Source organism: Pseudarthrobacter sp. O4 (genome assembly GCF_050157025.1).
Taxonomy (GTDB): Bacteria; Actinomycetota; Actinomycetes; order Actinomycetales; family Micrococcaceae; genus Arthrobacter.
Genome location: NZ_CP189591.1, coordinates 2,794,663 through 2,818,975, shown reverse-complemented (window position 1 = coordinate 2,818,975; position 24,313 = coordinate 2,794,663). Strand labels below are relative to the sequence as shown.

22 protein-coding genes, 2 pseudogenes and 2 riboswitches are annotated in these 24,313 nt (G+C 66.2%); of the genes and pseudogenes, 13 read left to right on the top strand and 11 right to left on the bottom strand.

The features are described from left to right. Window positions 1-242 precede the first annotated feature (242 nt). The 4 genes from ACQCSU_RS13120 to ACQCSU_RS13105 form a co-directional block, all read right to left on the bottom strand. On the bottom strand, window positions 243-1,118 hold the full coding sequence (locus tag ACQCSU_RS13120) for a class II fructose-bisphosphate aldolase (RefSeq protein WP_426975748.1): 876 nt from the start codon (window positions 1,116-1,118) through the stop codon (window positions 243-245). Continuing rightward, window positions 1,118-2,584 carry a GntP family transporter gene (locus ACQCSU_RS13115; RefSeq protein ID WP_426975747.1) on the bottom strand — a complete coding sequence of 489 codons (1,467 nt, stop codon included), beginning with the start codon at window positions 2,582-2,584 and terminating at the stop codon, window positions 1,118-1,120. Before ACQCSU_RS13115 ends, ACQCSU_RS13120 begins: the two co-directional genes overlap by 1 nt. Window positions 2,585-2,651: 67 nt before the next feature. Beyond that, complete coding sequence (locus ACQCSU_RS13110) at window positions 2,652-3,554, bottom strand: NAD(P)-dependent oxidoreductase (protein ID WP_426979788.1); 903 nt, start codon at window positions 3,552-3,554, stop codon at window positions 2,652-2,654. Window positions 3,555-3,630: 76 nt separating this feature from the next. Continuing rightward, window positions 3,631-5,154: a four-carbon acid sugar kinase family protein gene (locus ACQCSU_RS13105; RefSeq protein ID WP_426975746.1), complete on the bottom strand. Its 1,524-nt coding sequence runs from the start codon at window positions 5,152-5,154 to the stop codon at window positions 3,631-3,633. Between the two features lie 174 nt (window positions 5,155-5,328). On the opposite strand from ACQCSU_RS13105, the gene ACQCSU_RS13100 reads away from it, so the two are divergent. Then, window positions 5,329-6,039, top strand: a complete 711-nt coding sequence (locus ACQCSU_RS13100; RefSeq protein WP_426975745.1) for a FadR/GntR family transcriptional regulator — start codon at window positions 5,329-5,331, stop codon at window positions 6,037-6,039. Between the two features lie 65 nt (window positions 6,040-6,104). Here the strand turns inward: ACQCSU_RS13100 and ACQCSU_RS13095 are convergent, their stop codons facing one another. Beyond that, window positions 6,105-6,362, bottom strand: a complete 258-nt coding sequence (locus ACQCSU_RS13095; protein ID WP_426975744.1) for a metal-sensitive transcriptional regulator — start codon at window positions 6,360-6,362, stop codon at window positions 6,105-6,107. Window positions 6,363-6,620: 258 nt separating this feature from the next. On the opposite strand from ACQCSU_RS13095, the gene ACQCSU_RS13090 reads away from it, so the two are divergent. Further along, entirely contained in the window at window positions 6,621-7,415 is a 795-nt protein-coding gene (locus tag ACQCSU_RS13090; protein WP_426979787.1) for an SGNH/GDSL hydrolase family protein, read from the top strand. Between the two features lie 75 nt (window positions 7,416-7,490). Next, the gene (locus tag ACQCSU_RS13085; protein WP_426975743.1) at window positions 7,491-7,700 is read left to right on the top strand and encodes a dodecin; all 210 of its coding nucleotides are present in this window, start codon (window positions 7,491-7,493) and stop codon (window positions 7,698-7,700) included. Between the two features lie 36 nt (window positions 7,701-7,736). On the opposite strand, the gene ACQCSU_RS13080 is transcribed toward ACQCSU_RS13085, so the two are convergent. Beyond that, on the bottom strand, window positions 7,737-8,018 hold the full coding sequence (locus ACQCSU_RS13080; RefSeq protein ID WP_426975742.1) for a hypothetical protein: 282 nt from the start codon (window positions 8,016-8,018) through the stop codon (window positions 7,737-7,739). Between the two features lie 141 nt (window positions 8,019-8,159). Here ACQCSU_RS13080 and ACQCSU_RS13075 point away from each other — a divergent pair, with 141 nt between their 5' ends. The 4 genes from ACQCSU_RS13075 to ACQCSU_RS13060 all read left to right on the top strand — a co-directional run bounded on the left by ACQCSU_RS13075 (window position 8,160) and on the right by ACQCSU_RS13060 (window position 10,992). Next, window positions 8,160-9,035: an aldo/keto reductase gene (locus ACQCSU_RS13075; RefSeq protein ID WP_426975741.1), complete on the top strand. Its 876-nt coding sequence runs from the start codon at window positions 8,160-8,162 to the stop codon at window positions 9,033-9,035. Window positions 9,036-9,068: 33 nt separating this feature from the next. Continuing rightward, complete coding sequence (locus ACQCSU_RS13070; protein WP_426975740.1) at window positions 9,069-10,040, top strand: aldo/keto reductase; 972 nt, start codon at window positions 9,069-9,071, stop codon at window positions 10,038-10,040. Between the two features lie 131 nt (window positions 10,041-10,171). Next, entirely contained in the window at window positions 10,172-10,435 is a 264-nt protein-coding gene (locus tag ACQCSU_RS13065; RefSeq protein WP_426975739.1) for a GlsB/YeaQ/YmgE family stress response membrane protein, read from the top strand. An 89-nt stretch (window positions 10,436-10,524) separates the two neighbouring features. Continuing rightward, window positions 10,525-10,992 (top strand): hypothetical protein, encoded by a 468-nt coding sequence (locus tag ACQCSU_RS13060; RefSeq protein WP_426975738.1) that lies wholly within the window; start codon window positions 10,525-10,527, stop codon window positions 10,990-10,992. Here ACQCSU_RS13060 and ACQCSU_RS13055 read toward each other — a convergent pair whose 3' ends face one another. The 4 genes and pseudogenes from ACQCSU_RS13055 to ACQCSU_RS13040 all read right to left on the bottom strand — a co-directional run bounded on the left by ACQCSU_RS13055 (window position 10,993) and on the right by ACQCSU_RS13040 (window position 13,889). Then, the gene (locus ACQCSU_RS13055; RefSeq protein ID WP_426975737.1) at window positions 10,993-11,862 is read right to left on the bottom strand and encodes a putative protein N(5)-glutamine methyltransferase; all 870 of its coding nucleotides are present in this window, start codon (window positions 11,860-11,862) and stop codon (window positions 10,993-10,995) included. It lies immediately after the preceding gene. 313 nt (window positions 11,863-12,175) lie between these two features. Next, window positions 12,176-12,395, bottom strand: a pseudogene (locus ACQCSU_RS13050) (hypothetical protein); the annotation flags it as partial. Window positions 12,396-12,406: 11 nt separating this feature from the next. Continuing rightward, window positions 12,407-13,150: pseudogene (locus ACQCSU_RS13045) on the bottom strand (acyl-CoA dehydrogenase family protein); the annotation flags it as partial. Beyond that, a complete protein-coding gene (locus ACQCSU_RS13040) occupies window positions 13,125-13,889 on the bottom strand; it encodes an IclR family transcriptional regulator (RefSeq protein WP_426975736.1) in 765 nt (254 codons plus the stop codon). The gene ACQCSU_RS13040 and the pseudogene ACQCSU_RS13045, both read right to left, overlap by 26 nt. 126 nt (window positions 13,890-14,015) lie before the next feature. Between ACQCSU_RS13040 and ACQCSU_RS13035 the strand changes: the two genes are divergently transcribed. The 4 genes from ACQCSU_RS13035 to ACQCSU_RS13020 all read left to right on the top strand — a co-directional run bounded on the left by ACQCSU_RS13035 (window position 14,016) and on the right by ACQCSU_RS13020 (window position 18,025). Beyond that, window positions 14,016-15,395: an SLC13 family permease gene (locus ACQCSU_RS13035; RefSeq protein WP_426975735.1), complete on the top strand. Its 1,380-nt coding sequence runs from the start codon at window positions 14,016-14,018 to the stop codon at window positions 15,393-15,395. A 46-nt stretch (window positions 15,396-15,441) separates the two neighbouring features. Further along, complete coding sequence (locus ACQCSU_RS13030; RefSeq protein ID WP_426975734.1) at window positions 15,442-16,659, top strand: CaiB/BaiF CoA transferase family protein; 1,218 nt, start codon at window positions 15,442-15,444, stop codon at window positions 16,657-16,659. Further along, window positions 16,656-17,453 carry an enoyl-CoA hydratase/isomerase family protein gene (locus ACQCSU_RS13025; RefSeq protein ID WP_426975733.1) on the top strand — a complete coding sequence of 266 codons (798 nt, stop codon included), beginning with the start codon at window positions 16,656-16,658 and terminating at the stop codon, window positions 17,451-17,453. The genes ACQCSU_RS13030 and ACQCSU_RS13025 overlap by 4 nt, the downstream gene beginning before the upstream one ends. A gap of 65 nt (window positions 17,454-17,518) precedes the next feature. Beyond that, a complete protein-coding gene (locus ACQCSU_RS13020) occupies window positions 17,519-18,025 on the top strand; it encodes a hypothetical protein (RefSeq protein WP_426975732.1) in 507 nt (168 codons plus the stop codon). 141 nt (window positions 18,026-18,166) lie between these two features. Here ACQCSU_RS13020 and ACQCSU_RS13015 read toward each other — a convergent pair whose 3' ends face one another. Then, entirely contained in the window at window positions 18,167-19,645 is a 1,479-nt protein-coding gene (locus ACQCSU_RS13015; RefSeq protein WP_426975731.1) for an amino acid permease, read from the bottom strand. A gap of 335 nt (window positions 19,646-19,980) precedes the next feature. Next, a riboswitch (glycine riboswitch) is annotated at window positions 19,981-20,078 on the top strand. Between the two features lies 1 nt (window position 20,079). Continuing rightward, window positions 20,080-20,187, top strand: a riboswitch (glycine riboswitch). Window positions 20,188-20,226: 39 nt separating this feature from the next. Between ACQCSU_RS13015 and gcvP the strand changes: the two genes are divergently transcribed. Both gcvP and gcvT read left to right on the top strand, forming a co-directional pair. After that, window positions 20,227-23,127 carry an aminomethyl-transferring glycine dehydrogenase gene (gene gcvP, locus ACQCSU_RS13010; protein WP_426975730.1) on the top strand — a complete coding sequence of 967 codons (2,901 nt, stop codon included), beginning with the start codon at window positions 20,227-20,229 and terminating at the stop codon, window positions 23,125-23,127. An 11-nt stretch (window positions 23,128-23,138) separates the two neighbouring features. Further along, window positions 23,139-24,290, top strand: coding sequence for a glycine cleavage system aminomethyltransferase GcvT (gene gcvT / locus ACQCSU_RS13005; RefSeq protein WP_426975729.1), 1,152 nt, complete (start codon window positions 23,139-23,141; stop codon window positions 24,288-24,290). Window positions 24,291-24,313 lie beyond the last annotated feature (23 nt).

Sequence of the window (24,313 nt, the reverse complement as noted above, 5' to 3'; positions counted from 1 at the left end):
CTGAAATCTCACGGTAGAAAGCATCTGAAATCTCACGGTAGTGGGGAGGGCTCGCAGTACATACACTGCAAGCCCCACGAGGAACCACTGCTGTGGGTCAGCGACGCTGTGGCGTGGTGCCGCCAGAAAGGCGGTGCCTGGATCCGCAAGGCTGCTCCACTGGTTCAGGCCAAAAGGAGGGAGGCCAGGATCATGGTCTGATCCTGGCCTCCCCCTTCCGCCGGTTGCGTCTTGCGCCGGCGTCAGCGGGACAGTGTGCGCAGGGCGTTCGCGGCGAAGTTCCGTGCGGCGTGGTCCCACTCGGCCAGCAGGCCCTGGAGGTTTTCGCCGTCAGCCCGGTGCGCCACTGTGCGTTCCTCCAGCATCGTCAGTATTCCGGTGCGCAGCTCGGTATTGAAGTTGACCTTGCCGACGTTCATGGCGGCGGCCTTGACGAGTTCGGCGGCGGGGATACCCGAGGCGCCGTGCAGCACCAGCGGGATGCGGGTGCGCACCGCGATGTCCTGCAGCACGTCCCAGCGGAGCCGTGGCTCCCCCTGGTACTTCCCGTGGACGTTTCCGACCGCCACGGCCAGCAGCTGTGCGCCGGTCCGGGACACGAAGTCCTCCACCTGGCCGGAGTCGGTGAGACCGGCCGCACCCGCCGCCGGGGCACTGCCGGCGGCGCCTGCTCCGAAGGCCCGGTCTTCGTCCCCGGCGATGCCGCCGAGTTCGGCTTCGAGGACGACGTCGGCACGCCCCTGCCCGTCCAGGGCCGTCCGGGCTGCCCGGACCAGCGCAATGTTTTCTTCGTACGGCAGCGACGATCCGTCCACCAGCACGGAGTCCGCCCCCGCGGCGACGGCGTCGGCAATCACGGTGAGGTCGGCGGCGTGGTCCAGCTGGACTGCGATAGGCACGCCGGCGCCGTCGGCCAGCCCGCGAAGAGCGGCGATCAGCCGCAGGCCGTTCGGCGTGGCCGCCGTCTTGGGCGCCACCAGGAGGATGGCGCCCCGGCCGGCCTCCTCGGCCGCGCCCACCACGGCGAGGGCCGTGGTGAAGTCGTAGCATGTGAAGGCCGGCACCGCCGAGCCTTGCTGGAGGGCAGAGGAAACAAGGTGATCGAGTCGGGCCCGCATCAGGCGCTCATGCCTCCCACCATGATCCAGGCCACGAACGTCAGCGCGAAGCCTGCGAGCCCGAGGATGGTGGTCAGCACGGTCCAGGTGCGTAGCCCGTCCGCCACGGTCAATCCGTAGTAGCGCACGACGACCCAGAAGCCGGCGTCGGTCACATGCGAGAGCCCAAGGGAACCGAACCCAATCGCGATGACGATCACGGCAATCTGCGCCGGGGTGTAACCGCCGGCTGCCACCGCAGCGGACAGGAGTCCCGTGGTGGTGACGATGGCGACGGTGGCCGAGCCCTGGGCGGCACGGAGCGCGAGGGAGATGATGAAGCCGAGCAGCAGCAAAGGCACACCCAGCGTGTCGAGCGTCTCGGAGAGCGCCTTGCCGATGCCGGACACCTGCAGCACGCCGCCGAAGACACCGCCTGCGGCCACGACCATGAGGATCGAGGCGATCGGCGGAAGCGCGCCCTCGAAGATCTCACCGGTTTCCTTCAGGGACCACTGGCGGCGGACGGCAAGGAGGAAGAAGGAGAGCCCCACCGCCACGAGGAGGGCAAAGAACGGGTTGCCGACGAAGGCGGCGACGCCGTACCAGTAGTCCTTCTTGTCGATCACGAGGGTGCCGACGGTGCCCAGCAGGATCTGCGTGATCGGCGCGGCGATGAGGAAGATGATCAGTCCCGGGCGGGGCGGGGCGATGGCGTGGTGGCCGGGGCCGACGTGGCCGGCTCGGACCAGCGAATCGGAGCCGAACTCGTCGACCTGGGCCTTAACACTCGGCAGCAGCTCGTAGTCCTTACGGTTCATGATGCTGGCCACCCAGTAGGACAGGAAGCCGAGCGGCACGCAGATGGCCAGGGAAATCAGGGCAATCAGGCCGATGTCTGCGCCGAGCACGCCCGCGCCGGCCACGATTCCCGGGTGCGGCGGGACCGCGACGTGGATGGAGAGCATGATGCCCGCCATCGGCAGGCCGAACTTCACCGGGTGCAGGTTGGCGATCTTGGAGAACGCGTAGACGATCGGGACGAGCACGATGATGCCCACCTCGAAGAAGACCGGGATGGCGACGAGGAAGCCGACGGCGGTGAGGGCCACGGCCACGCGCTTGGCGCCCAGTTTCCGGGTGAAGTGGTCCGCGAGTGACTGGACGCCGCCGGAGACCTCGATCATCCGGCCCAGCACGGCGCCCAGGGCGATCAGGATTGCGACCTTGCCCAGCGTGCTTCCCACGCCGTTGGCCACCACGGTGAATACGTCCTTGAGCGGGATCTGGGCGGCCACGGCCACCAGGATGCTGACGCTCAGCAGGGCCACGAAGGCCTGGATCTTGAAGCGGATGATCATCAGCAGAAGCAGGGCTACGCCGGCAACGGCGATGGTCAGCAGCAGCGGAGTTCCCAGCTCCACGGCAGGCTTGATGACGGGCGCGTCTGCGGCGCGCACCGCCAGGGAGTTGATCAGGGGGGTCATCGTGAGGGTGTCTCCTTTGACAGGAATGTGTCGTAAAAGTAGGGGTGGGAAGCAGAAGGGATTCTTGCTAGGCCGTGCGTTTGGTGGGGGCGATGACCTTGATGACGGCGGAGTCGTCGGCGGCGGCGAGGCCCTGGGCCTGGCCGAGGAGGTAGAGCTGCTCGGCGGCGGCGGCCACGGGGGCGGCGAGTCCGGCGGCGCGGGTGGCCTTGCCGACGATGCCCATGTCCTTGACGAAGATGTCCAGGCGGCTGAGGACCTCGGCGCCGTTTTCCGTGTAGGCATCCAGGATCCGGGGGCCGCGGTTGGAGAGCATGAAGGAGCCTGCTGCGCCGGCTTCGAGGGCGGCGAGGGTCTTGGCCTGGTCCAGGCCCAGGGCGTCGGCCAGGGCCATGGCCTCGGCGGCGGCGGCGATGTGGATGCCGCACAGCAGCTGGTTGACGGTCTTGAGGGCCTGGCCGTCGCCGGGCTTGTCCCCGACCACGGTCAGGGTGGAGGCGAGCAGTTCCAGGACCGGGCGGGCGGCTTCCAGGGCGGCCGGCTCGGCGCCGACGACGATCAGCAGGTCGCCTTCGCCGGCGCGCTTGGGTCCGCCGGAGAGCGGCGCGTCGACCAGGGCCACGCCGGATTCCGCGAGGCGGGCGACGGTGGCCGGGATGGCTTCGGTGCCCACGGTGCTGCCGAGGATCACGACGGCGCCCGGCTTCAGCACGGAGGCGACGCCGTTCTCGCCGAAGAGGACGTCGTCGAGCTGTTCGCCGTTGCGCACGGCCAGCAGCAGGGCGTCGGCGCCCCCGGCGGCGTCCCGGGCGGAGACAAAGGTCCGGATGCCCGCCTCTTCGGCGAGCTTCAGCCGCGGCTCGGCGATGTCGAAGCCGTGGACGGTCAGCCGGGTGGCCAGGCGGGTGGCCATCGGCAGGCCCATGGCGCCAAGGCCGAGGACGGCGACTGTGTAGTCGTGTGCGGTCATGTGCTGTGCGGTCATGGTTTTCTCCGTTGAAGGCGTGAGTTTGGGTGGGCCCACACCTGCCAGGGGCAGGTGGGGACTAGAAGGTGTTGCTGAGTTTGCGGGTGACCTGGGCCAGGGACTCGTCGTCGCCGACGTTGCCGGCGAACACGATGTACGGGATGCCCTTCGCGGGCCCGTCCACCGGTTCCCAGAGGCTCACGATGCCCGGCAGCATGGGCCCGCGGACGATCGCGTGCCGGATCTCCAGCCCGTGGGCGGCGACGTCCGAGGACGTGATGCCGCCCTTGGCGATCACGAACCGCGGCGGGAAGGCCTTGAGCGTGCGGTTCACGACGGCGACGACGGCGGCCGAGACGGTGCGCGCGATCCGCAGGCTTGCGGCGGCGTCGTCGGTCTTGATCAGCAGGCGGCTGGTGTGGACGATCACGTCGCCGCCGTGCAGGGCTTCGATAACCGTGTCAACGGTCCGGTCCAGGTAGCTGTCCGCTTCCTCGCCGAGGAGCTGTTCGACGTCGATCTCGACGATGCGGGCGGCGCTGTGCTGTTCGGTGAGGACCTTGAGCTGGCGGGTGGTGACGCCGACATGCGAGCCGACGACGATCAGGCCGCCGGCCTCCGAGGGGGTGTTGCCGGCGTAGGCTTCCTCGCCGCTGAGCTCGGAACGGATCTCCTGGCCGATCCGGGCGCGGACGAACGGCGGGCCGACGCGGTAGAGGAGCTTCTTGCCGCGGCGTTCGGCTTCCTCCAGGCCGAGGGCCAGGGCGCGGAGGTCGTTTTCGGTGACGATGTCCGCGACGATCGGGGTGGACTGCTCGGCGGTCTCGATCGCGTCGGCGATGGCCTTGGCGGAGACGGCCGGGTCCGCTGGGACACCGTCCCGGGCGGCGCCGGCGCGGATGATGTTCAGATCCAGGACAATCACCGAGTCCGCGGCAAAACGCCCCTGGGACTTCTCCTCCACATACCTGGCCAGCTCGGAGTTGACGAAGCCGAAGCTCGCGTCCTTGGCGAATTCCGTCTCGGCGACGGGCGTGAGCCGGCCGGCGTCGTCGCCGGGGCCGCGCATGTAGTGCACGCCGCCGATGGTGACGCGGCCGGCGTCGGGGAACGCGGGGACGATCACGACGCCGTCAGTCTGCTCGCCGCTGACCGCGGCGACGGTGGCGGCAATGACATCCGGTTCCAGCGGGAAGTGGCCCCGCAGGGTGGAATCACTGCGGCTGACGAAACTCAGGCGGATCGCGACTTCAGCAGCACTGGATCCGGCGGCACCGGCGGCCGCCAGGGCGTTCCGGACGACCTCCTCGTTGCGGCCTGCCGCTTCGGCCGGGTCCAGGCTGCGGGTGTTCGTGAGCACATAAACGGCGCGGGGGCGTTGGCCGTCGATTTGGTGGGCGAAGGCCCAGGCGAAGTCGGCCGGCTCCCAGCGGGTCAGGACCGGCAGATCCGCTACCGACTGGGTGCCGGTGGGGTCATCGTCAAGGACCACCAGGATCCGGGGAAAGTCCTGGGCCGAGGCGGCCACGCTGTTGGCGACCAGCCGGGCGGGGATCTGTACCTCGGCCGGGAAGGCGGCGAGCACGTCTGCTTCAAGGGGCACTTTGCACTCCATTGTGTATATAGATCTGCGGCAGGTCCGCAGTTGAGATATTTGTAAGATGTCTGACATCTTATGTCCGAGTGATAGTGTGTCATAAGGCACAGGGGCGCGCAAGTTGACTGTGTCTTCGAGCAGGACGTCATCAAGCAGGACCAAGTCGTTGGACGGGGAATATTGGCTAGGAAATCGTTGGTCGGGGTCGTGGCGGACGAACTGCTGGACCGGATCATTGCCGGCGAGTTTCCGCCGGGAACAAGTGTCCCCGGCGAGCTCGAGCTCAGCGCGAGGCACGAAGTCAGCCGCATGACCGTACGCGAGGCAATGAAGACCCTGGAGGCCCAACGAATCCTCAGCGTGGAGCGGGGCCGGGGCACTTTCGTGAACCCGCTCAACCGCTGGGCATCCCTGGAGGCCGTGCTGCGGGCAGCCTCGGAAGGGAAAAACGATGCTTCCGCGGCCGTCCAGTTGATCGAACTCCGCCGGATGCTGGAAAGCGGTGCCTGCGAACTAGCCGCGGCCCGGATCGGGGACGCCGACCTCGAGAGCCTCTACGGGCATCTGGAGGCGATGCGGAGCGCCCACGGCAGCAACGACGTCGCGGCTTTTGTGGAGGCAGACCTGGCGTTCCACGACCTCATCCTCAAGGCCTCCGAGAACGTCTTTGCCGCAGTGCTGTTCGAACCCCTGCACCGGATTCTGGAGAAGGGCCGCACCGAAACCTCGAAGGTGCCGGACATCCAGGAGCATGCGGTCTGGCACCATCAGCAGATCGCGGATGCCTTGGCCTCACGCGATCCGCACCGCGCCCGCGACGCCATGGACGCACACATGCAGCAGACGCTCGACGACCTCAAGAGCTACGTCCTGAAGGTGCATTCCGCCTAGCTAGGGCGCACCACGAAGCTGCGGCGGCGTGCAGTGCGCCCGGGCGGCATCCGGGCTGCCCGGGCTCAGGCCAGGGAGAGGAACAGTTTTTCCAGCTCAGCCCGGTCCAGGCTGGGGTCTTCCTGCTGCATGCACTGTTGCAGGCCCGTGGCGATGATGGAGAATCCGGCCTTGTCCAAGGCGCTGGAGACGGCCGCCAACTGGGTCACCACGCTCTTGCAGTCGCGGCCCTCCTCTATCATCCGGGTGACGGCAGCAAGCTGGCCCTGGGCACGACGAAGGCGTTTGATGACGGACTTCATGTCGGCGGGATCGAGTTCCATGGGCACCTCCGGGAGCAGTCGACTTCCTATCCGTCGTATACCCCGGGCAGTATTATCTATACCCCTAGCGGTATACCTACATGGAACAATGCCGCGGAGCACCCTCCCCGCCCTCGGCGCGCAAGGGACCTTAGTACCTACCGGCGCCCGGAATATCAGCGTATTGCTGGGAATGTGAACGCCGCCCGTTTCTTCGATTCAGGCGCCGGCCGCCCCGACGCCACAGTCCACACCAGGGGCCACACCGCGGGTGCAGGGATCGCAGGGCCGTGGAACCGGTACGTGGCCATGGGGGATTCGTTCACCGCGGGGATCGGGGACCCTGAGCCGCGCAGTCCCGGCGGCATGAGGGGCTGGGCGGACCGTATTGCCGAAGAGCTGAGCGAGGGACGGAGGGACTTCGCGTACGCGAACCTCGCCATCAGCGGACTCGTGCTTCGCCAGATCCTGGACCAGCAGCTGGGCCCTGCGATCGAGCTGAAGCCTGATCTGGTCACCCTCTCGGCCGGCGGCAACGATCTCGTCTTCCACCGGAGCGATCCGGACCGGCTGGCCGCCACCCTCGACGCCGCGGTGGGCATGCTCAGCGCCACGGGGGCGACCATCGTTCTGTTCACCGGCCCGGACTGGGGGGACACTCCGTTGTTTGGCCATATCCGGGGAAAAGTGGCCGTGTTCAACGAGAACATCCGGACCATCGCGGCGCGCCATAACGGCGTTATCGCCGATTTGTGGACGCTGCGGCAACTGTCGGATCCGCAGATGTGGGATCCGGACCGCCTGCACTTCTCGCCGATGGGCCACCACACCATCGCGGCAATGGTCCTGGAGACCCTGAACGTGCCCCACAGCCTGCGGCCCCTGCAACCCAAGCCCCTGCCGTCCGGCGGCTGGCGGGAAAGCAAGGCAGGCGACGTCGCCTGGCTCACGAACTACCTGCTGCCCTGGATGGTGAGCCGGGTCCGGCCACGGGGCGACGGTGCGCCGCTGGCAGCCAAACGTCCCCAGCCGGGTCCGGTCGCTGGGTCCGAAAGCGCCGTGCCGCACCCCTAGTCCAGCCGCGATCTGTCGGCTAATCTGCAGGAACGGCCCGCAGCCGGGCATCGAAGGCGATCACGAGGAGCGAAGTTGTCTAATCACACTTACAGCATTTCTGAAATTGTCGGAACCTCGAATGAAGGCGTTGACGCGGCCGTCCGCAATGGGATCTCGGAGGCAGCAAAGACCTTGCGCAACCTCGACTGGTTTGAAGTGAAGGAAGTCCGCGGCCACCTCGAAAACGGCGAGGTTGCCGATTGGCAGGTGACGATCAAGCTCGGGTTCCGCCTGGAGCGCTGATGTCCGCGGCCGGGGCGCCGTAGCTGGCCAGCAGCATCAGCGAATCGGCCGACGGCGTCCCCGGCCGGCAGAGAAGATCCGCAGCATCTGGCCGGAATCGTCCGGCAGGACGAGGTTCTCGAAATTCAGTTCCGGCTCGCCGCCGATCGGGCGGCGGAGCCGCAGGACGCCCGAGGGCCGCGCCGCCACAGTCCGGCGTCCGAGGACCAGGGCCGGCACGTCTCCCCCGGCCTCCAGCAACTGCCGCAGCGCCGGGCGCACACCCTGGGACTGGACCGCATGGGGATGCCGCGCCAACACCGCCGGGCAGGCCGGCATCCTCCGGCTTCAGCCGCGACCGCATGGCTTTGAGGAATTTTCCGAATCCCCGCGGGACTGCATAGGCTCGGTTCGACAGGGACCCTCAAGCAGCATCGGAACATCACAAGGGTCCGGCCCCACCAGCGAAGAGAGCACGAGATGTCCGAGATCCAGCCCGGCGGCACCGAAGCGGCCGCCGCGCAGCTCCCCATCGTCCCCGAAGTGACGCTCAACAACGGGGTGACCATCCCCCAGCTGGGCTTCGGCGTGTTCCAGGTGCCGCCGGAGGAAACCCAGCGGATCGTCGAGGACGCGCTGGCCGCCGGCTACCGCCATATCGACACGGCCGCCGCCTACCGCAACGAGGCGGGGGTGGGGGCGGCGATTGCCGCCTCCGGAATCCCGCGCGAGGAACTCTTCGTCACCACCAAGCTGCGGAACGGCGAGCAGGGCAACGCTCGCGAAGCCTTCCGGAACAGCCGGAAGGCGCTGGGACTCGAGGTCATCGACCTCTACCTCATCCACTGGCCGGTGCCCGCACAAGGCCTCTACACCCAAGCCTGGCAGGCAATGGAGCAGCTCTACGCCCAGCAGCAGGTCCGCGCGATCGGTGTCTCCAATTTCCTCAGCGGCCACCTGGACACACTCCTGGGAGCCGCGGAGGTGGTTCCGGCCGTCAACCAGATCGAAATCCACCCCAGCTTCCAGCAGCGCGAACTCGCCGCCAGGAGCCGCTCGCTGGAGATCGCCGTCGAGGCCTACAGCCCGCTGGGGCAGGGTTCAGACCTGGCTGAAGATACGGTCACGGCCCTGGCCGACAAGTATGGTGCCACGCCGGCTCAGATCGTTCTCGCCTGGCACCTCGGCTCCGGCACTATTGCCATCCCCAAGTCCTCGACGCCGGGCCGCATGCTGGAAAACCTCAAGTCAGCGGCCATCACCCTGACTCCCGCGGAGCTGGCCGCCATCACACAGCTGGAGACCGGTTCCCGGATCGGCTCAGACCCCGCCACGGCGTCGCACAGCCAGCTTTAGGACGTCCCAGCAAGAGAAAACGAGGAAGAATCCATGCAGTACACCCATCTGGGCCGCTCCGGCCTGAAAGTTTCCCGCCTCTGCCTGGGCACCATGAACTTCGGCCCCCAGACCGAGGAAGCGGACGCCCACTCGATCATGGATTCGGCTTTGGATTCCGGCATCAACTTCTTCGACACCGCCAATGTTTACGGCGGAAGCGGCCACCGGGGCTGGACGGAAGAGATCCTGGGCCGCTGGTTCGCCAAAGGCGGCGAACGCCGCGAACGCACCGTGCTCGGCACCAAGCTCTACGGCACCATGACGGACCGGCCCAACGAGTCCAAGCTCTCCGCCCTGAACATCAGGCGGGCCCTGGACGCGAGCCTGAAACGGCTGCAGACCGACTACATCGATCTCTACCAGTTCCACCACGTGGACCGGAACACCCCGTGGGACGAGATCTGGCAGGCAATCGACGTCGCCGTCCAGCAGGGCAAGATCCTGTACTCGGGCAGCAGCAACTTCGCCGGCTGGCACATTGCCCAGGCGCAGGAGGCAGCCTCGCGACGGCACACGAACGGGCTGGTCAGCGAACAGTCCATCTACAACCTGTTGACCCGCAATGTGGAGCTGGAAGTCATTCCGGCCGCGCAGCAGTATGGCCTGGGCATCCTCCCCTGGTCGCCGCTGCACGGCGGCCTGCTCGGCGGCGTGCTGAAGAAGGAGCGCGACGGCGTCCGCCGCGCGGAGGGCCGCGCGCTCGATTCCCTCAAGACACACGAGGAACAGATCCGGCAGTACGAGGACTTCGCCGGTGAACTGGGGCACGAACCCGGGGACGTGGCCCTGGCCTGGCTGTTGCACCAGCCCGCCGTGACCGCACCGATCGTGGGCCCCCGCACCCAGGACCAGCTCGACGCCGCCGTCCGCGCGCTCGATGTGACGCTCGACGCCGATGCGCTCAAGCGTCTCGACGAAATCTTCCCTGGCCACCGGACCGCCCCGGAGGACTATGCCTGGTGAGGCGAAGCCGGGGATTTTCCCCCAGCCCGGGTGGCTCTTTTTTACTAAGCATGATTAGTATTGATGCGGAAGGATGAAGCGCACCCGGCAACCCGGGTGTCTCCTCAATGAAAGAAGAAGGAACGATAAACATGGGTTTTTTCGCATTTCTGATTCTGGGTCTGATCGCCGGAGCAATCGCTAAGGCAATCCTGCCGGGCCGTCAGGGCGGCGGCATCTTCATGACGCTGCTGCTCGGCGTTGTCGGTGCCATTCTTGGCGGCTGGATTGGCGGACTGCTCTTCCACACGGGCATCAATGAGTTCTTCTCGCTGTCGACGTGGCTGCTGGCCATCGGCGGCGCGATCATCGTCCTGCTCGTTTATGGCATGATCACCAGGCGCTCGGCTCGCTAATAGCGGAGCCTGGCTGACAGCCGGCCCCGGGGTTTATCCCGGGGCCCGCTTTTTGCCACACTACAAACTTTAAAGAGCAGGAGTACAGCATGAAAGCCAAACTTCTCTTCGGAACCGGAATGGCCGCGGGCTACGTCCTCGGGTCTCGGTCCGGTCGGGCAGCCTACGAAAAGCTCAAGTCCCGGGCTGCAACCCTCTGGGAGAGCAAACCTGTCCAGGACAAGCTGACCGCCGCTGGCGAGGCAGTCAAGGAAAAGGCCCCCGAGGTGTCGGAACAGTTCACCGAGGCCGCGCGCCGCGCCGGAACCGTCATCGGTTCCGCCCTCCGCCGCGAGGGCAGCGCTCAGGGGGCTGCCAAGGGGGCTCCGGAAGGCAACATCCCGGCCCACAGCACGCATCCGGAAACAGTCAATCTCGGGACCTCCGCGGCCTTCGCGGCGCCCGATGTCGAGTCGGATCCGGCCCTGAACGACCAGGCCGGCCAGGACTGGTCCGACGAGGGCGGAGCCACTGCTGCCGGGGCGGCCACTAACGTTGATCCGGACAAGGCGTCCTAGCTACACCAGCGCACCGATGACCACCGTGGCGTCCAGTTCCTTGGAACTGGCCACCCGGGCGGTCAACCCGTTGCGGAGGAACAAGTCCACCGTCTGCGGCGCCTGACGCCGGCTCGTCTCGATCAGCAGGTGCCCGCCCGGTCCCAGCCATTGCGGTGCCGCGTCGGCCACCCTCCGTTGAACATCAAGCCCGTCCGCACCGCCGTCGAGGGAGACCCGCGGCTCGTGCAGGCGGGCTTCCTGCGGCATGGTCCTGATCCCCGCAGTAGGCACGTAGGGCGCGTTGACCGCCAGCAGGTCGACCCGCCCGCGCAGCCCCGCCGGCAGCGGACCGTACAGATCGCCCTCGTGGACCTCCCCTCCGAGGGGGAGGATATTCCGACGCGCACAGCTGACCGCAGCCGGGTCGACGTCGGCTGCGTGCAGTTCCACCGGCCCCGCCAGTGCCGCGAGCGCGGTCCCGACGGCCCCCGAACCGCAGCACAGGTCGACGACGACCGGAAGACCGGCGCCGTCGGACAACTGAAACGGTTGCCCGGATGCCTGCAGGAGCAGTACCCCCTGCCGCACGAGGAACTCGGTGCGGCGGCGGGGAACGAAAACGCCGGCATCCACGTCGATCCGCAGCCCGCAGAACTCCGCCCAGCCGAGGATGTGCTCGAGCGGCAGCCCCGAAACCCTCTGGTCCACGAGGGTATCGAGTTGCTCCGTCGAACCGGCGGCTGCGGCCAACAGCCGGGCCTCTTCTTCGGCGAAAACGCAGCCGGCCGCCCGGAGCCTCCCGACGACCGCAGGGTCGGTGTCGACCGCAGTGACGAGCGCAGGACTCAGGCGGTGATTGGCGGGCTGGGACGCCGGGGATCCCGTCATGGCAAGGCCCCTTTCCGCTCCTGGTGCTCGGAATTCCCATGCTACCGAACTGGCAGGATGACACCAGCGTAAGGCGAACCCTGGCCGCCACCGCGGATCTGGCCGAGGGCGGCGCCTACGGGACGATCTTCGCCTACGGTCTGGTGTTGAGCCCGGATCACGTAGGAAGGCAGAGGTCAATAAGTCGAGACAGCAGTTGGTTCCACGGGTCCGACCCTGGCGGTGGGACTGACGACCGCCTCGCTGCACTCTCCCCCATAAGCACGTGGACAGAGTCGACGGTCCGGGTGCGGCTTGCCTCACTCCGTATCCGCTAAAGGACTTGCTGGCGGTCCGGTAGTTCCTTGTTCGAGGCTGGACGGAACAACCGCCCGTTGACTCTTTCGGAGGCCCCTGTCCGGTCCACGTAGGGGGGTGATGCCGCCCAGGTGCAGGGGCCCAGTGGTGGCGACGACACCTTCGTCGAGCATGAGTCCGATCTCTTCGGCGAGGGCGTCCTGGACCCGGACCAGCAGTTGCTCGGAGATGCTGGGCGGCGGCCGCTTTAATTGAAGGCGGAGATGCCGGTGATGGAGCGGCCGATGATCAGGGCTTGGACGGTTTCGGTGCCCTCGTAGGTGTGGATCGCCTCGATGTCCGCCATGTGCCGGGCGACCCGGTTGGCCAGTAAGATGCCGTTGCCGCCGAGCAGATCCCTCGCGTTCGAAGCGATGGACCGCGCGGTTCTGGTGCACGTGTACTTTGCCAGCGATGCCTGCACCGGGGTGAGTTTTCCAGCCTCATCCAGACGGGTCATCTGGATGACCATCAGCTGCATGGTTGCCAGTTCGGAGAGCATCCGGGCCAGCCGTTCCTGCACGATCTGCGAGGCGGCCAGGGGGCGGCCGAACTGTTGGCGCTGCGCCGCGTACTGCACCGCGGTCTCATAGCAGGCGGTGGCGTGGCCGACAGCGGACCAGGCGACCCCCAACCGGGTGGCCAGCAGCACCCGGGCGGTGTCCTTGAAGGAGTTGGCGCCCGGCAGGACATTTTCGGCCGGGACAAAGACGTTCTGCAGCCGGATGTGGGCCTGCCAGATGGCCCGAAGAGAAGACTTTCCTTCGATCGTTGTCGCCGTGTAGCCGGGGGAGTTCTGGGGCACCAGATAGCCGTGCACCTGGCCATCCCCGGCCCGGGCCCAGACTACCGTCATGCCGCCGATGGAACCGTTGCCGATCCACTTCTTCTCCCCGTTCAGCAGGAAGCCGGCGTCAGCCGCGGAGTCAGTACCTCTTGGACGAGTACGAGCCTAGCGCCCGGCTGATATCCCGGGCGGCTCCAACGGCGGCTTGGCCGTATTCATCGAATTTTTCGCGGACAATCCGGCTCGACGGACCCGAGATCGAGATCGATCCGGCCGGCGCCTGGCCCGGTCCCAGGAACGCGACGCCGATGGAGGTGATTCCGGTACTCAGGCCCTGTTCGTTGATGGAGAATCCGCGGTCCCGGGTGTCCGCGATCATCTGCCGAAGCGACGGCGGATCCACCACTGTCTGAGGGGTAACGGCGTCCAGCGGAACGGACAGGTATTCGTCCACGTAGCTCTCCTCGGCTGCGGCCAGGTACGCGATCCCGGTGGCCGAAGCGTGCATGGGCACGCGCGAGCCCAAAGGCAGGAAGGCCCGCAGCACGTGCGGGGTGTCGAGCCGTTCGAGTACCAACATGAAGCGCCTGTCCGGCACGGCCAGGTGCACCGTCTCGGTGGTGTCCAGCTGCAGGCCGTTCAACGGCCCCATCGCGGCGTCCCGGATCGCGGATCCGCTGCTGCCCCGGCTGGCCACAGCAAAGGCATGGTTGGTCAGCACCCATTTGCCGGCCTGCGCCTCTGATTGCGCCACCCACCCAAGTTCGCCGAGCGTCCGGAGCATGCGCAGCACGGTGGCTTTGGGGACGTCGACCTCGCGGCTGAGTTCGGACAGGCCCGCCGGCTGGTTATCCGATACGGCTTCGAGAACCCTCATTGCCGTGACGACGCTTTGAGTGCTCATTCGACCTCCTGATCATCGCTGGCCCTTGACCGCCCCACTTTAGTGATCTACATTACAGCCGACTTCCAGAAATGAACCGGTGGTTCAACCAGTGGACCGATGATGTTTGATTGGAGAACGGACCCTATGGGTATTCAAATTGCGGCTTTAGTCATTTTTGTTGGCGTATTTGTGGTGGCCAGTCTGCGCAAGGTGCACATCGGCGTGCTCATGTTTGCCGCGGCCGCCGGCGTCGGCATCTGGATGGCAGGCATGACAATCGAGAAAGTGGTGGCGGGCTTCCCTGTCGGGATCCTGGTCCTCTTGGTCGGTGTGACCTATTTCTTTGCCATTGCCCAGGCCAATGGCACCATCGACCGCATTATCGGACTAGCCATTAGCAAGGTCGGGGACAGGGCATTCTTCCTTCCCCTCGCGTTCTTCGCGCTCACCGCCGGGATCTCGGCCATGGGATCGCCCCTGGCCGGTCTCGTCATGGCTCCCATCGGCATGCCGCTGGCGAAGAAATACAAAATCGACCGCATGCTCATGGGCATCGCGATGGGCTCCGGCCTAAGTGCCGGCGCCTTCGCCCCCACCAGCCTGTTCGGCATCGTTACGTATGGAACGGCCCGCGCCGCGGGAATCGGTCTTGACCCGCTGGTGCTGTTCACCGTCGCCCTTGGCGCAAACCTGCTCCTGGTCGCTGCCGCCTATGTCCTCTTTGGCGGCTTCAAGTTGCTTAACACCCGCACCGCCGACGGTTTCGGCAATCTCCCGCGGTTCAGTACAAGCCGCCCGAATCCCTCGCACCCCTTTGAGCGCGACGGCAATGCCGCGCGGAGCCAGCGGGTCGTGGCTCACGGGGTGCAGGTTCTGGGCGAGCCGGGTGCGGCGGCGCCGGCGGCGGAAAAGATGAACCGGAACCAGATCATCACCGTGCTCTGCATGGCAGGCCTGGTCCTGACAGTCAGCGTGATGGCGCTCCTTGGCGGGAATCCGGACATCGGCATCCTCTGCTTCGCCTTCGCCTCCGTCCTGACGCTCTGCGATCCACACTCGGGCAAGACGGCAGTCTCCAAGATCGACTGGTCCACCGTCCTTCTGGTCGGCGGCATCATCACGTTCGTCGGAGTGCTTCAGACCATGGGCGCCGTCGCATTGCTCGGCAAAGCAGCCGCCGGCGCCGGGACTCCGCTTCTTGCTGCGCTCGTGATTTGCGCCATCGGCGGCCTGGTTTCTGCCTTTGCCTCCACCACCGGAATGCTCGCGGCGCTGGTGCCGCTGGCCCTGCCGCTGGTCGCGTCCGGGGACATCGCCGGCTGGGCAGTCATCGCCGCCCTGGGCGTATGTTCATCCATCGTGGACGTCTCGCCATTCTCCACGGTCGGCGCCACCTTTGTGGCCACCGTCGATGAGGACGAACGGCCGCGTATCACCAGGTTGCTCACGCGCTGGGGCCTCTCAATGGTGGTGGTCGGCCCGCTCATGCTGGTCGGCGCGCTCGTCATCCCTGCCAGCTTGTGAACATCGCTCAACCGACTTCCGTGCTAAACGAATTAGGGAATCCATCATGATCAAGCCACTCCACGGAATCACCGTGGTTGACCTCAGCAGAGCGCTTGCCGGCCCGTACTGCACCGCGTTGCTTGCCGACATGGGCGCCAAGATCATCAAGGTCGAAAGCATCAACGGCGGCGACACAGCCCGCCAATGGCCGCCGTTCCAGGACAACCACAGCCTCTACTTCGACTCTGTGAACCGCAACAAGACATCGGTCTGCCTCGACTTCTACTCCCCTGAGGGACGGGAAATCCTAGGCAGGCTGATCGCCGGGGCGGACGTCCTGGTAGAGAACTTCAAGCCCTGCACCCTGGAGAAAATGGGGCTGACCGGGGAGCACCTCGAAGAGCTCAACCCCCGGCTCGTCGTCGGGTCCGTCACCGGCTTCGGCGCCGCCGGCCCGCTCAAGGACGACGCTGGCCTGGATCAGGTGATCCAAGGAATGTCCGGACTCATGTCCGTCACCGGCGCCGATCCCGGGCACACCTACCGTGTAGGCGTACCGATTGTGGACATCACCTCAGGAATGGTCTGCGCCTTCGGCATCGTCTCAGCACTGCTGGGACGGAGCAACGGCCACTCCATCAGCCGCGTATCAACGTCCCTGCTGGAAACGGCACTGAACCTTTCGGCGTTCCAGGGCCAGAGAGCCCTCAGCCTCGGCGAGACCCCCTTTCCTCAGGGAAACAACCACCCGGTGATCGCCCCGTACGGCATATTCAAGACCGCCACGGAACCCATCAACATCGCCGTCGGCAATGACAAGCAGTGGCGGGCGTTCTGCGATTTGCTCCAAGTTCCACTGGCGGTGGAGGATCCCCGGTTCATCACCGGCGCGGACCGCTCGGCAAACAGAGACCAGCTGACGGAGCTTATTGAATCGGCGCTGTCTTCCAAGGCCGCCGCGGAGTGGGTCCCGATGATCAACCAGTCAGGCATCCCGTGCGGTCCGATCTACGACTACACGCAAGCCCTGGCATCCCAGCAGGTGGCCGCTCTGGGTCTGGTCCAGCAGAGCCGGCGGCGCGACGGTTCCGCACTGCCGCTTCTGCGGGGGCCTCTGAGTCTCGACGGCGAGGCCAGCGAGATTCTGTCACCGCCTCCCCTTTTGGGCGAACACACCGCGGAGGTCCTGCGGGAGATTGGCTTCTCCGACGACGACATCGAGCGGCTTGAGGCCAATGGCCACTTGAAGACCAACAAGGAAACGGCAGAAGCGCGGCGATGAGCAATTCAGCACGCAACCCCAGAATCAACGTCAGCATCACCGGCGGGGTGGCATCAGTCGAGATCGACAATCCCACCCAGCGGAACGCCCTGACCAAGACCATGTGCCTGGAGCTCCAGGACCTGATGCCACGGCTTGATGCCGATCCTGACGCCACCGTCGTGGCACTTCGCGGCGTTGGCAATACGTTCTGCGCGGGCGCGGCCATCGGCGAACTGTCCTCGGTGCTTCTGGACCGGCAGGACGATGACACCAGCGTCGACCAACTGAGCCGGGCCGACCAAGCCATCGCATCGATCACGAAACCCACCATGGCAATGGTTGACGGGGCCTGCATGGGAGGGGGCTGGCAGATCGCCTCAGCCTGCGATTTCATCATCGCGAGCGAACGCTCCGTATTCGCCATCACCCCAGCCAAGATCGGCATCATCTACCCCCGGCCCGGCATCGAGCGGCTCGTGCGTCAGGTCGGGCACGCCAACGCGAAGTTCATTCTCCTCACCGGCCAGGCGTTTACCGCAGCCCGAGCCCAGGCCCTCGGCCTGGTGGCCGAGGCCGTTCCCGACGATGCGTTTGAGGAGCGGTGCAGCTCCATTGTCAGCTCCCTCCTGAACCACTCCCGCTTTTCAATGCATTCCATGAAGCACCTGGTGAACCTGACGGACATGAATCACTCTGGCATTGACAAGGAATGGGAGGACGCCTGGGCGGCCATGCCAGACAGCCCGGACATGGGAATCGGCATCAACGCATTCCTGAACCGGGAGCAGCCGCGGTTTAGATGGCCCGGGTGATGCGGTCCCGGCGACCGTCCACATGGACATGGCCCGGCGCTGAGCATCGGGGGTAGATTGTGGGCATGGGACAGATTTCCTCAGGCCGTCGAGATTTGCTCGCTGATCGGCTCTTGGGTGTAGCGGAGTTCAGCCACGCGCACTGGTTCTTCGGCAATCTCTATGAGGCCCTCGTCAAAATCCCGCACCGGGTCGCGGCCTCGGAAGCAAGCCGTGAACTCCCGCGGTCCCCCTTTGGAGCGGGAAGCCCCGGCCGCTACTACGCCCCGATCGCCCCGATCAACGCCCCTGCCGCCATCGCTGCCCTCGCGGCGGGTTGGAATCATTCCAACAGCAGGGTCTGGCTCATAGTGGCTGCAGCCAGCTCCACGACGGGTGCGGCCGCTACCGCATACCTGCTCCGGTCCATCAACCCCGACCTGTTCTTCAGCCCACAACCGCTCAGCGAGATGCGCCGCAACCCCCTGCTGAAGCGGTGGTACAGGGTCCACGCCCTGAGACTCACCGCCAGCGCGGTTGCCCTGGCTGCCATCCACCAGGCACGGACAATCCGGCTCAGAAGCCGCGGATAAGACTCCCACCCTGGGTGGACTTCGGACATTCCGCGACACCCGTCTTCGGAAAATGACAGCAAGGCCGAGTCCTAAGCAGTCCCTTAAAGCGCGACGCCGGAACCCATCTCGGGTTCCGGCGCCGTGCTTAAGCGGTGGCTCCTAGACTGCGGCTGCTTCCGCGGCCAGGGTTTCCGACTCTGCCATGGCCTTCCACTCGGCCACGCGGGCCTGGTGCAGCGGAGACTTGCGGACCACGGCGTAGGCTCCGCCCAGGATGGCGAACCAGATCGGCGTGACCAGCAGCGCGGTGAGGGTGTCCGGCTGGGTGGTCAGGGCCCAGATCAGGAACGCGAAGAACGCGAAGACCACCCAGACCATGGGGATGCCGCCGGGCATCTTGAACGGTGAGGCCTGGTGCAGTTCGGGGCGGCGCTTCCGGAACACGAGGTAGCTGGCCAGGATGATGGACCAGACGAACATGAAGCAGACGGCGGACACGGTGGTGACCATGTCGAACGCGACGCCGACGTCCTTGCCCGCGTAGAGCAGGGCCACGCCGGCGAGCAGCAGCACGCAGGAGAGGAACAGGGCGTTCTGCGGGACCTTGCGGGTGGAGAGGCGGCCGAAGAGCTTGGGGGCGTCGCCGTCGTTGGCCAGCCCGAACACCATCCGCGAGGTGGAATAGATGCCCGAGTTGGCGGAGGACATCGCGGACGTCAGCACCACGAGGTTCACCACGGTCGCTGCGATGCCCAGCCCGGCCAGCGAGAACATGCCGATGAACGGGCTGTGGCCGGCCTGGAACTCGGTCCACGGGGTGACGGACATCAGGATGATCAGGGCGCCGACGTAGAAGAGCATGACGCGCAGCGGGATGGCGTTGATGGCGCGGGGCAGGTTGTGCTCCGGGTTCTTCGTTTCGGCCGCGGCGGTGCCCACGAGTTCAATGCCCACGAACGCGAACACGGCGATCTGGAAACCGGCCACGAAGCCCATGAATTCCTTGGGGAAGAAGCCGCCGTGGCTCCAGAGGTTGGTGAAGCTGGCGGTGCCGGCGTTGGACTGGAAGCCGGTGAAGATCATCACCAGGCCCACCACAATCAGCGCCACGATGGCCACGATCTTGATGAGCGCAAACCAGAATTCGGTCTCGCCGAAGGCCTTCACGGTGGGCAGGTTCAGCAGAAGCAGGATGATGATGGTGGCAACGCCCGGGACCCAGAGCTGGATGCCCGGCCACAGCTGCTCGGCGTAGCCGGCGATCGCGATCACGTCCGCCACACCGGTGACCACCCAGCAGAACCAGTAGGTCCAGCCGGTGAAGAAGCCGGCCCAGGGGCCCAGGAGGTCGCCGGCGAAGTCGCTGAAGGACTTGTAGTTCAGGTTGGACAGCAGCAGCTGGCCCATGGCCCGCATCACGAAGAACAGCATGAAGCCGATGATCATGTACACGAAGATCACGGAGGGCCCGGCCACCGAAATGGTCTTGCCGGAACCCATGAAAAGGCCGGTGCCGATGGCGCCGCCGATGGCCAGGAGCTGGATGTGCCGGTTGCTCAGCGAGCGTGCAAGGTGCGGGGGCGATGAAGGCCTTGGGGCTGTTCCGTCGGCAGTGAGGGTCGAACGAAGTTCCGTCATATGGATTCTTTCCTGTGTGCGGTGGAGTGCGCCAAAATGGGCGCAAAAAACGCCGGCGCCGACGCGTGCAGCAGCGCTGGCGGGCCTCGAGTGACGCATCACTCGGCCGGATCCGGGAGTTTCGTCAGGGATTGTTTAGTCCGCTTCCGTTGACTCAGGAGCGGAGAATCAGGGTGGCTGGCGTCGTTGCCGAAGTCACAGCGACAATTGTGAACACCGTCACTCGACAATGTCAAGAGGGACCACACTCGGATAAAAATGACTTATTTTTCTTGCACGCAGTCGGGAAAGCAGCTAGTGTGTGAAGCGCGTCACTTACGAGTGATGCGTGCTTATGAACTGCGGCGGGAGAGTCCTGCCGGTACATTCAGCAGGCGCCGTAGGAGCAAATCCTCCCCAGGAATCTCTCAGGCCCATGTACCGCCGCGGCAAGGCAACTCTGGAAAGCAGCAAGGCTCCGGCCTTACTCACCGACGGTGCAAGCGGCGCCCTGTAACAGCAGGGTCTGCGGAATCTCTCAGGTCCAAGACAGAGCGGGGAGGAACCCGAATCATCGTGGCACCCTTAGTGCCACCTGAATTATGGAGTTCCTCATGACGATTCAGTCGTCCCTTTCCACGTTTGCAGACCGTCACATTGGTGCCCGCCGCCAGGCCGACATCGACACCATGCTGAAGGCTGTCGGCTACGACAGCGTTGATGGCCTGGTGGACACTGCCGTTCCCGACTCGATCCGCCAGGAAACCGCCCTCAGCCTGGACAACGCGCTGAGCGAGGTTGAGGTTCTTGCCGAGCTGCGCCGCCTGGCGTCAAAGAACAAGACGGCCGTGCAGATGATCGGCCAGGGCTACTACGACACCGTCACGCCCCCAGTGATCCGCCGCAACATCCTCGAATCCCCGGCCTGGTACACCGCCTACACCCCGTACCAGCCGGAAATCTCCCAGGGCCGCCTCGAGGCCCTGCTGAACTTCCAGACCATGGTCCAGGACCTCACAGGCCTCCCGGTGGCCAACGCTTCCCTGCTGGATGAAGCCACCGCGGTGGCCGAAGCCGTGCTGCTGATGCGCCGCGCCAACAAGAACAAATCCGCTGCCGGCGGCAAGACCGTCCTGGACGCCGATGTGCTGCCGCAGACCATCGCGATCGTGAAGGGCCGCGCCGAGGCGCTTGGCTTCGAGGTGGAGGTCGCGGACCTCTCCCAGGGCCTGCCCGACGGCGAGATCAGCGGCATCGTGCTGCAGCAGCCGGGCGTTTCCGGCCGCGTGTGGGACCAGTCCGGCGTGATTGCCGCCGCCAAGGCACGCGGCGCGCTGGTCACGGTCGCAGCGGACCTGCTGGCCCTGACCCTGATCACCCCTCCGGGCGAGCAGGGCGCGGACATCGCCGTCGGAACCGCGCAGCGCCTGGGTGTTCCACTGTTCTTCGGCGGCCCGCACGCCGCCTACATGGCCGTCCGTGAAGGCATGGAGCGCACCCTCCCGGGCCGCATCGTCGGCGTCTCCAAGGACAACACCGGCATCCCCGCCTACCGCCTGGCCCTGCAGACCCGCGAGCAGCACATCCGCCGCGAGAAGGCCACCTCCAACATCTGCACCGCGCAGGCACTGCTGGCCATCGTCTCCTCGATGTACGCCGTCTACCACGGCCCCGAAGGTCTGTTGGCCATCGCCGAGACCGTCCACGGCAACGCCCGCACCCTCGCCACCACGCTGAAGACGGCCGGCCGCGAACTCGTTTCCGAGTCCTTCTTCGACACCATCACCGTCCGCGTCCCGGGCAAGGCCAAGAAGGTCATCGCCGCGGCGGAAGCCCGCGGCATCAACCTGCGCGCCATCGACGCGGACACGGTGGGTGTCTCCATTGACGAGACCACGACGCCGGAGATCCTCTCCGCGGTAGCCGTCGCCTTTGGCGCCGGTCCGGTTGGCTCTGCAACGGGCTTTGAGCTGCCCGGCTCGGTGGTGCGCTCCTCCGATTTCCTGCAGCACCCGGTGTTCAACACGCACCGCTCCGAAACCCAGCTGCTGCGCTACATCCGCAAGCTCAGCGACCGCGACCTCGCGCTGGACCGCACCATGATCCCGCTGGGTTCGTGCACCATGAAGCTGAACGCCACGGCCGAAATGGAAGCCATCTCCTGGCCGGAGTTCGCCTCCATCCACCCGTTTGCTCCGGACTCCCAGACTGAGGGCTGGCGTGAACTGATCGATGGCCTGGAAGCTGACCTGGCGGAGATCACCGGTTACGACCAGGTCTCCATCCAGCCGAACGCCGGTTCCCAGGGCGAGCTCGCCGGCCTGCTGGCCATCCGCGGCTACCACCTGTCCCGCGGCGATCAGCACCGCGACATCTGCCTGATCCCAGCCTCGGCCCACGGCACCAACGCCGCCTCGGCAGTGCTGGCCGGCATGAAGGTCGTCGTGGTCGCCACGGCATCTGACGGCACGATCGACCACGCGGACCTCGCCGCGAAGATCGACACCCACAAGGATGCGCTGTCCTGCATCATGATCACCTACCCGTCCACGCACGGCGTGTACGACGCCGACGTGCGCGAGGTCTGCGACTCCGTGCACGCGGCAGGCGGCCAGGTCTACGTGGACGGCGCCAACCTGAACGCGCTGGTGGGCCTGGCCCGGCCGGGCAAGTTCGGCGGCGACGTGTCCCACTTGAACCTGCACAAGACGTTCTGCATCCCGCATGGCGGCGGCGGCCCGGGCGTCGGCCCGGTCGCGGCCAAGGCCCACCTGGCACCCTTCATGCCGGGCGATGCCAACAAGGCCGCGCACGAAGCCGGCGCTTCCGTGCCAGGGACTGGCGTGGCCATCTCCGCGTCACGCTTCGGCTCCGCCGGTGTCCTGCCGATCTCCTGGGCCTACGTGAAGCTTATGGGCGGCCAGGGCCTGACGGAGGCCACCAAGTCCGCGCTGCTGGCTGCGAACTACATCGCGAGCCGTTTGAACGAGTCCTTCCCGGTCCTGTACACCGGTGAAGGCGGACTCGTGGCCCACGAATGCATCCTGGACCTTCGTGAACTGACCGCCCGCACCGGGGTCACCGCGGAAGACGTGGCCAAACGCCTCATCGACTACGGCTTCCACGCCCCCACCCTGTCCTTCCCCGTGGCGGGAACGCTGATGGTGGAGCCCACCGAGTCCGAGGACCTCGCCGAGATCGACCGCTTCATCACGGCCATGATCACGATCCGCCAGGAGATCGAGCAGGTCGCCAACGGCGACTTCACCCTGGAGAACTCCCCGCTGCGCAACGCACCGCACACCGCGGCCGCCGTCGTCTCCTCCGCCTGGAACCGCGACTACCCGCGCGAGCAGGCAGCCTTCCCGGTCCACCACCTCAAGCAGGACAAGTACTTCCCGCCCGTGGGCCGCATCGACGGCGCAGCCGGTGACCGCAACCTCGTCTGCTCCTGCCCACCCCTCGAAGCTTTCGAGGACAACACAGCAGACTTCGAAAACTAAGGATTTCCCCGATGACTGAGAACTACACCGCGCTCTACGAGCAGCACCAGAAGGCCGGCGCCTCCTTCACCGACTTCGGTGGCTGGCAGATGCCCCTGAAGTACGACTCCGAGCTCGCCGAACACCACGCAGTCCGCAACTCCGCCGGCCTGTTCGATCTCTCCCACATGGGCGAAGTCTGGGTCACCGGCCCCGACGCCGCGGCGTTCCTGGACTACGCCCTGGCCGGCAAGCTCTCCGCGATCGCCGTGGGCAAGGCCAAGTACTCGCTGATCTGCCAGGAAGACGGCGGCATCATCGATGACCTCATCTCGTACCGCCGTCCGGCGGGGGCCGACGGCACTGACAAGTACCTGGTGGTCCCCAACGCCGGCAACGCCAAGGTGGTCGCCGCCGCGCTGGCCGAAAGGGCCGGTTCCGGCAAAGAGGGAGGCTTCGACGTCGTGGTGGAGGACGTCTCCAACGCGACCTCGCTGATCGCCGTCCAGGGCCCCAACGCCGAGGCCATTCTGCTGACCCTGGTCCCGGCCGAACAGCATTCCCTCGTCACCGAGCTCAAGTACTACGCCGCCGTCGAGGTCGAAATTAACGGCCAGGAGCTCTTGCTGGCCCGCACCGGCTACACCGGCGAGGACGGCTTCGAAATCTACATCCCCAACGAGGACGCCGCAGGCCTGTGGGAAGCCCTGCTCGAAACCGGCGCCAGCCGCGGGCTCATCCCCGCCGGCCTGGCCTGCCGTGACTCGCTGCGACTGGAGGCCGGCATGCCGCTGTACGGCAATGAGCTCTCCCGCGAAGGCAACGCCTACGCCGCAGGCCTGGGCCCGGTTGTCTCGCTCGCCAAGGAAAGCGACTTCGTCGGCAAGGCAGCCCTGACCGCGATCAAGGCAGCCGGCGTCGGCACCTCAACCGGCCAGAAGCTCGTAGGCCTCAAGGGCCTGGGCCGCCGCGCGGCCCGCGGCCACTACCCGGTCCTGAAGGACGGCACCCTCGTCGGCGAGGTCACCTCCGGCCAGCCGAGCCCCACCCTGGGCTACCCGGTGGCGATGGCGTACGTCGACGTCGAGCACGCCGAACCCGGCACCGTCCTGGACATCGATCTGCGCGGAAAGACCGAGCCCTTCGAAGTCGTCGCCCTGCCGTTCTACAAGCGCCAGAAGTAATTCTTCTCCCTTTCGATCCTAAG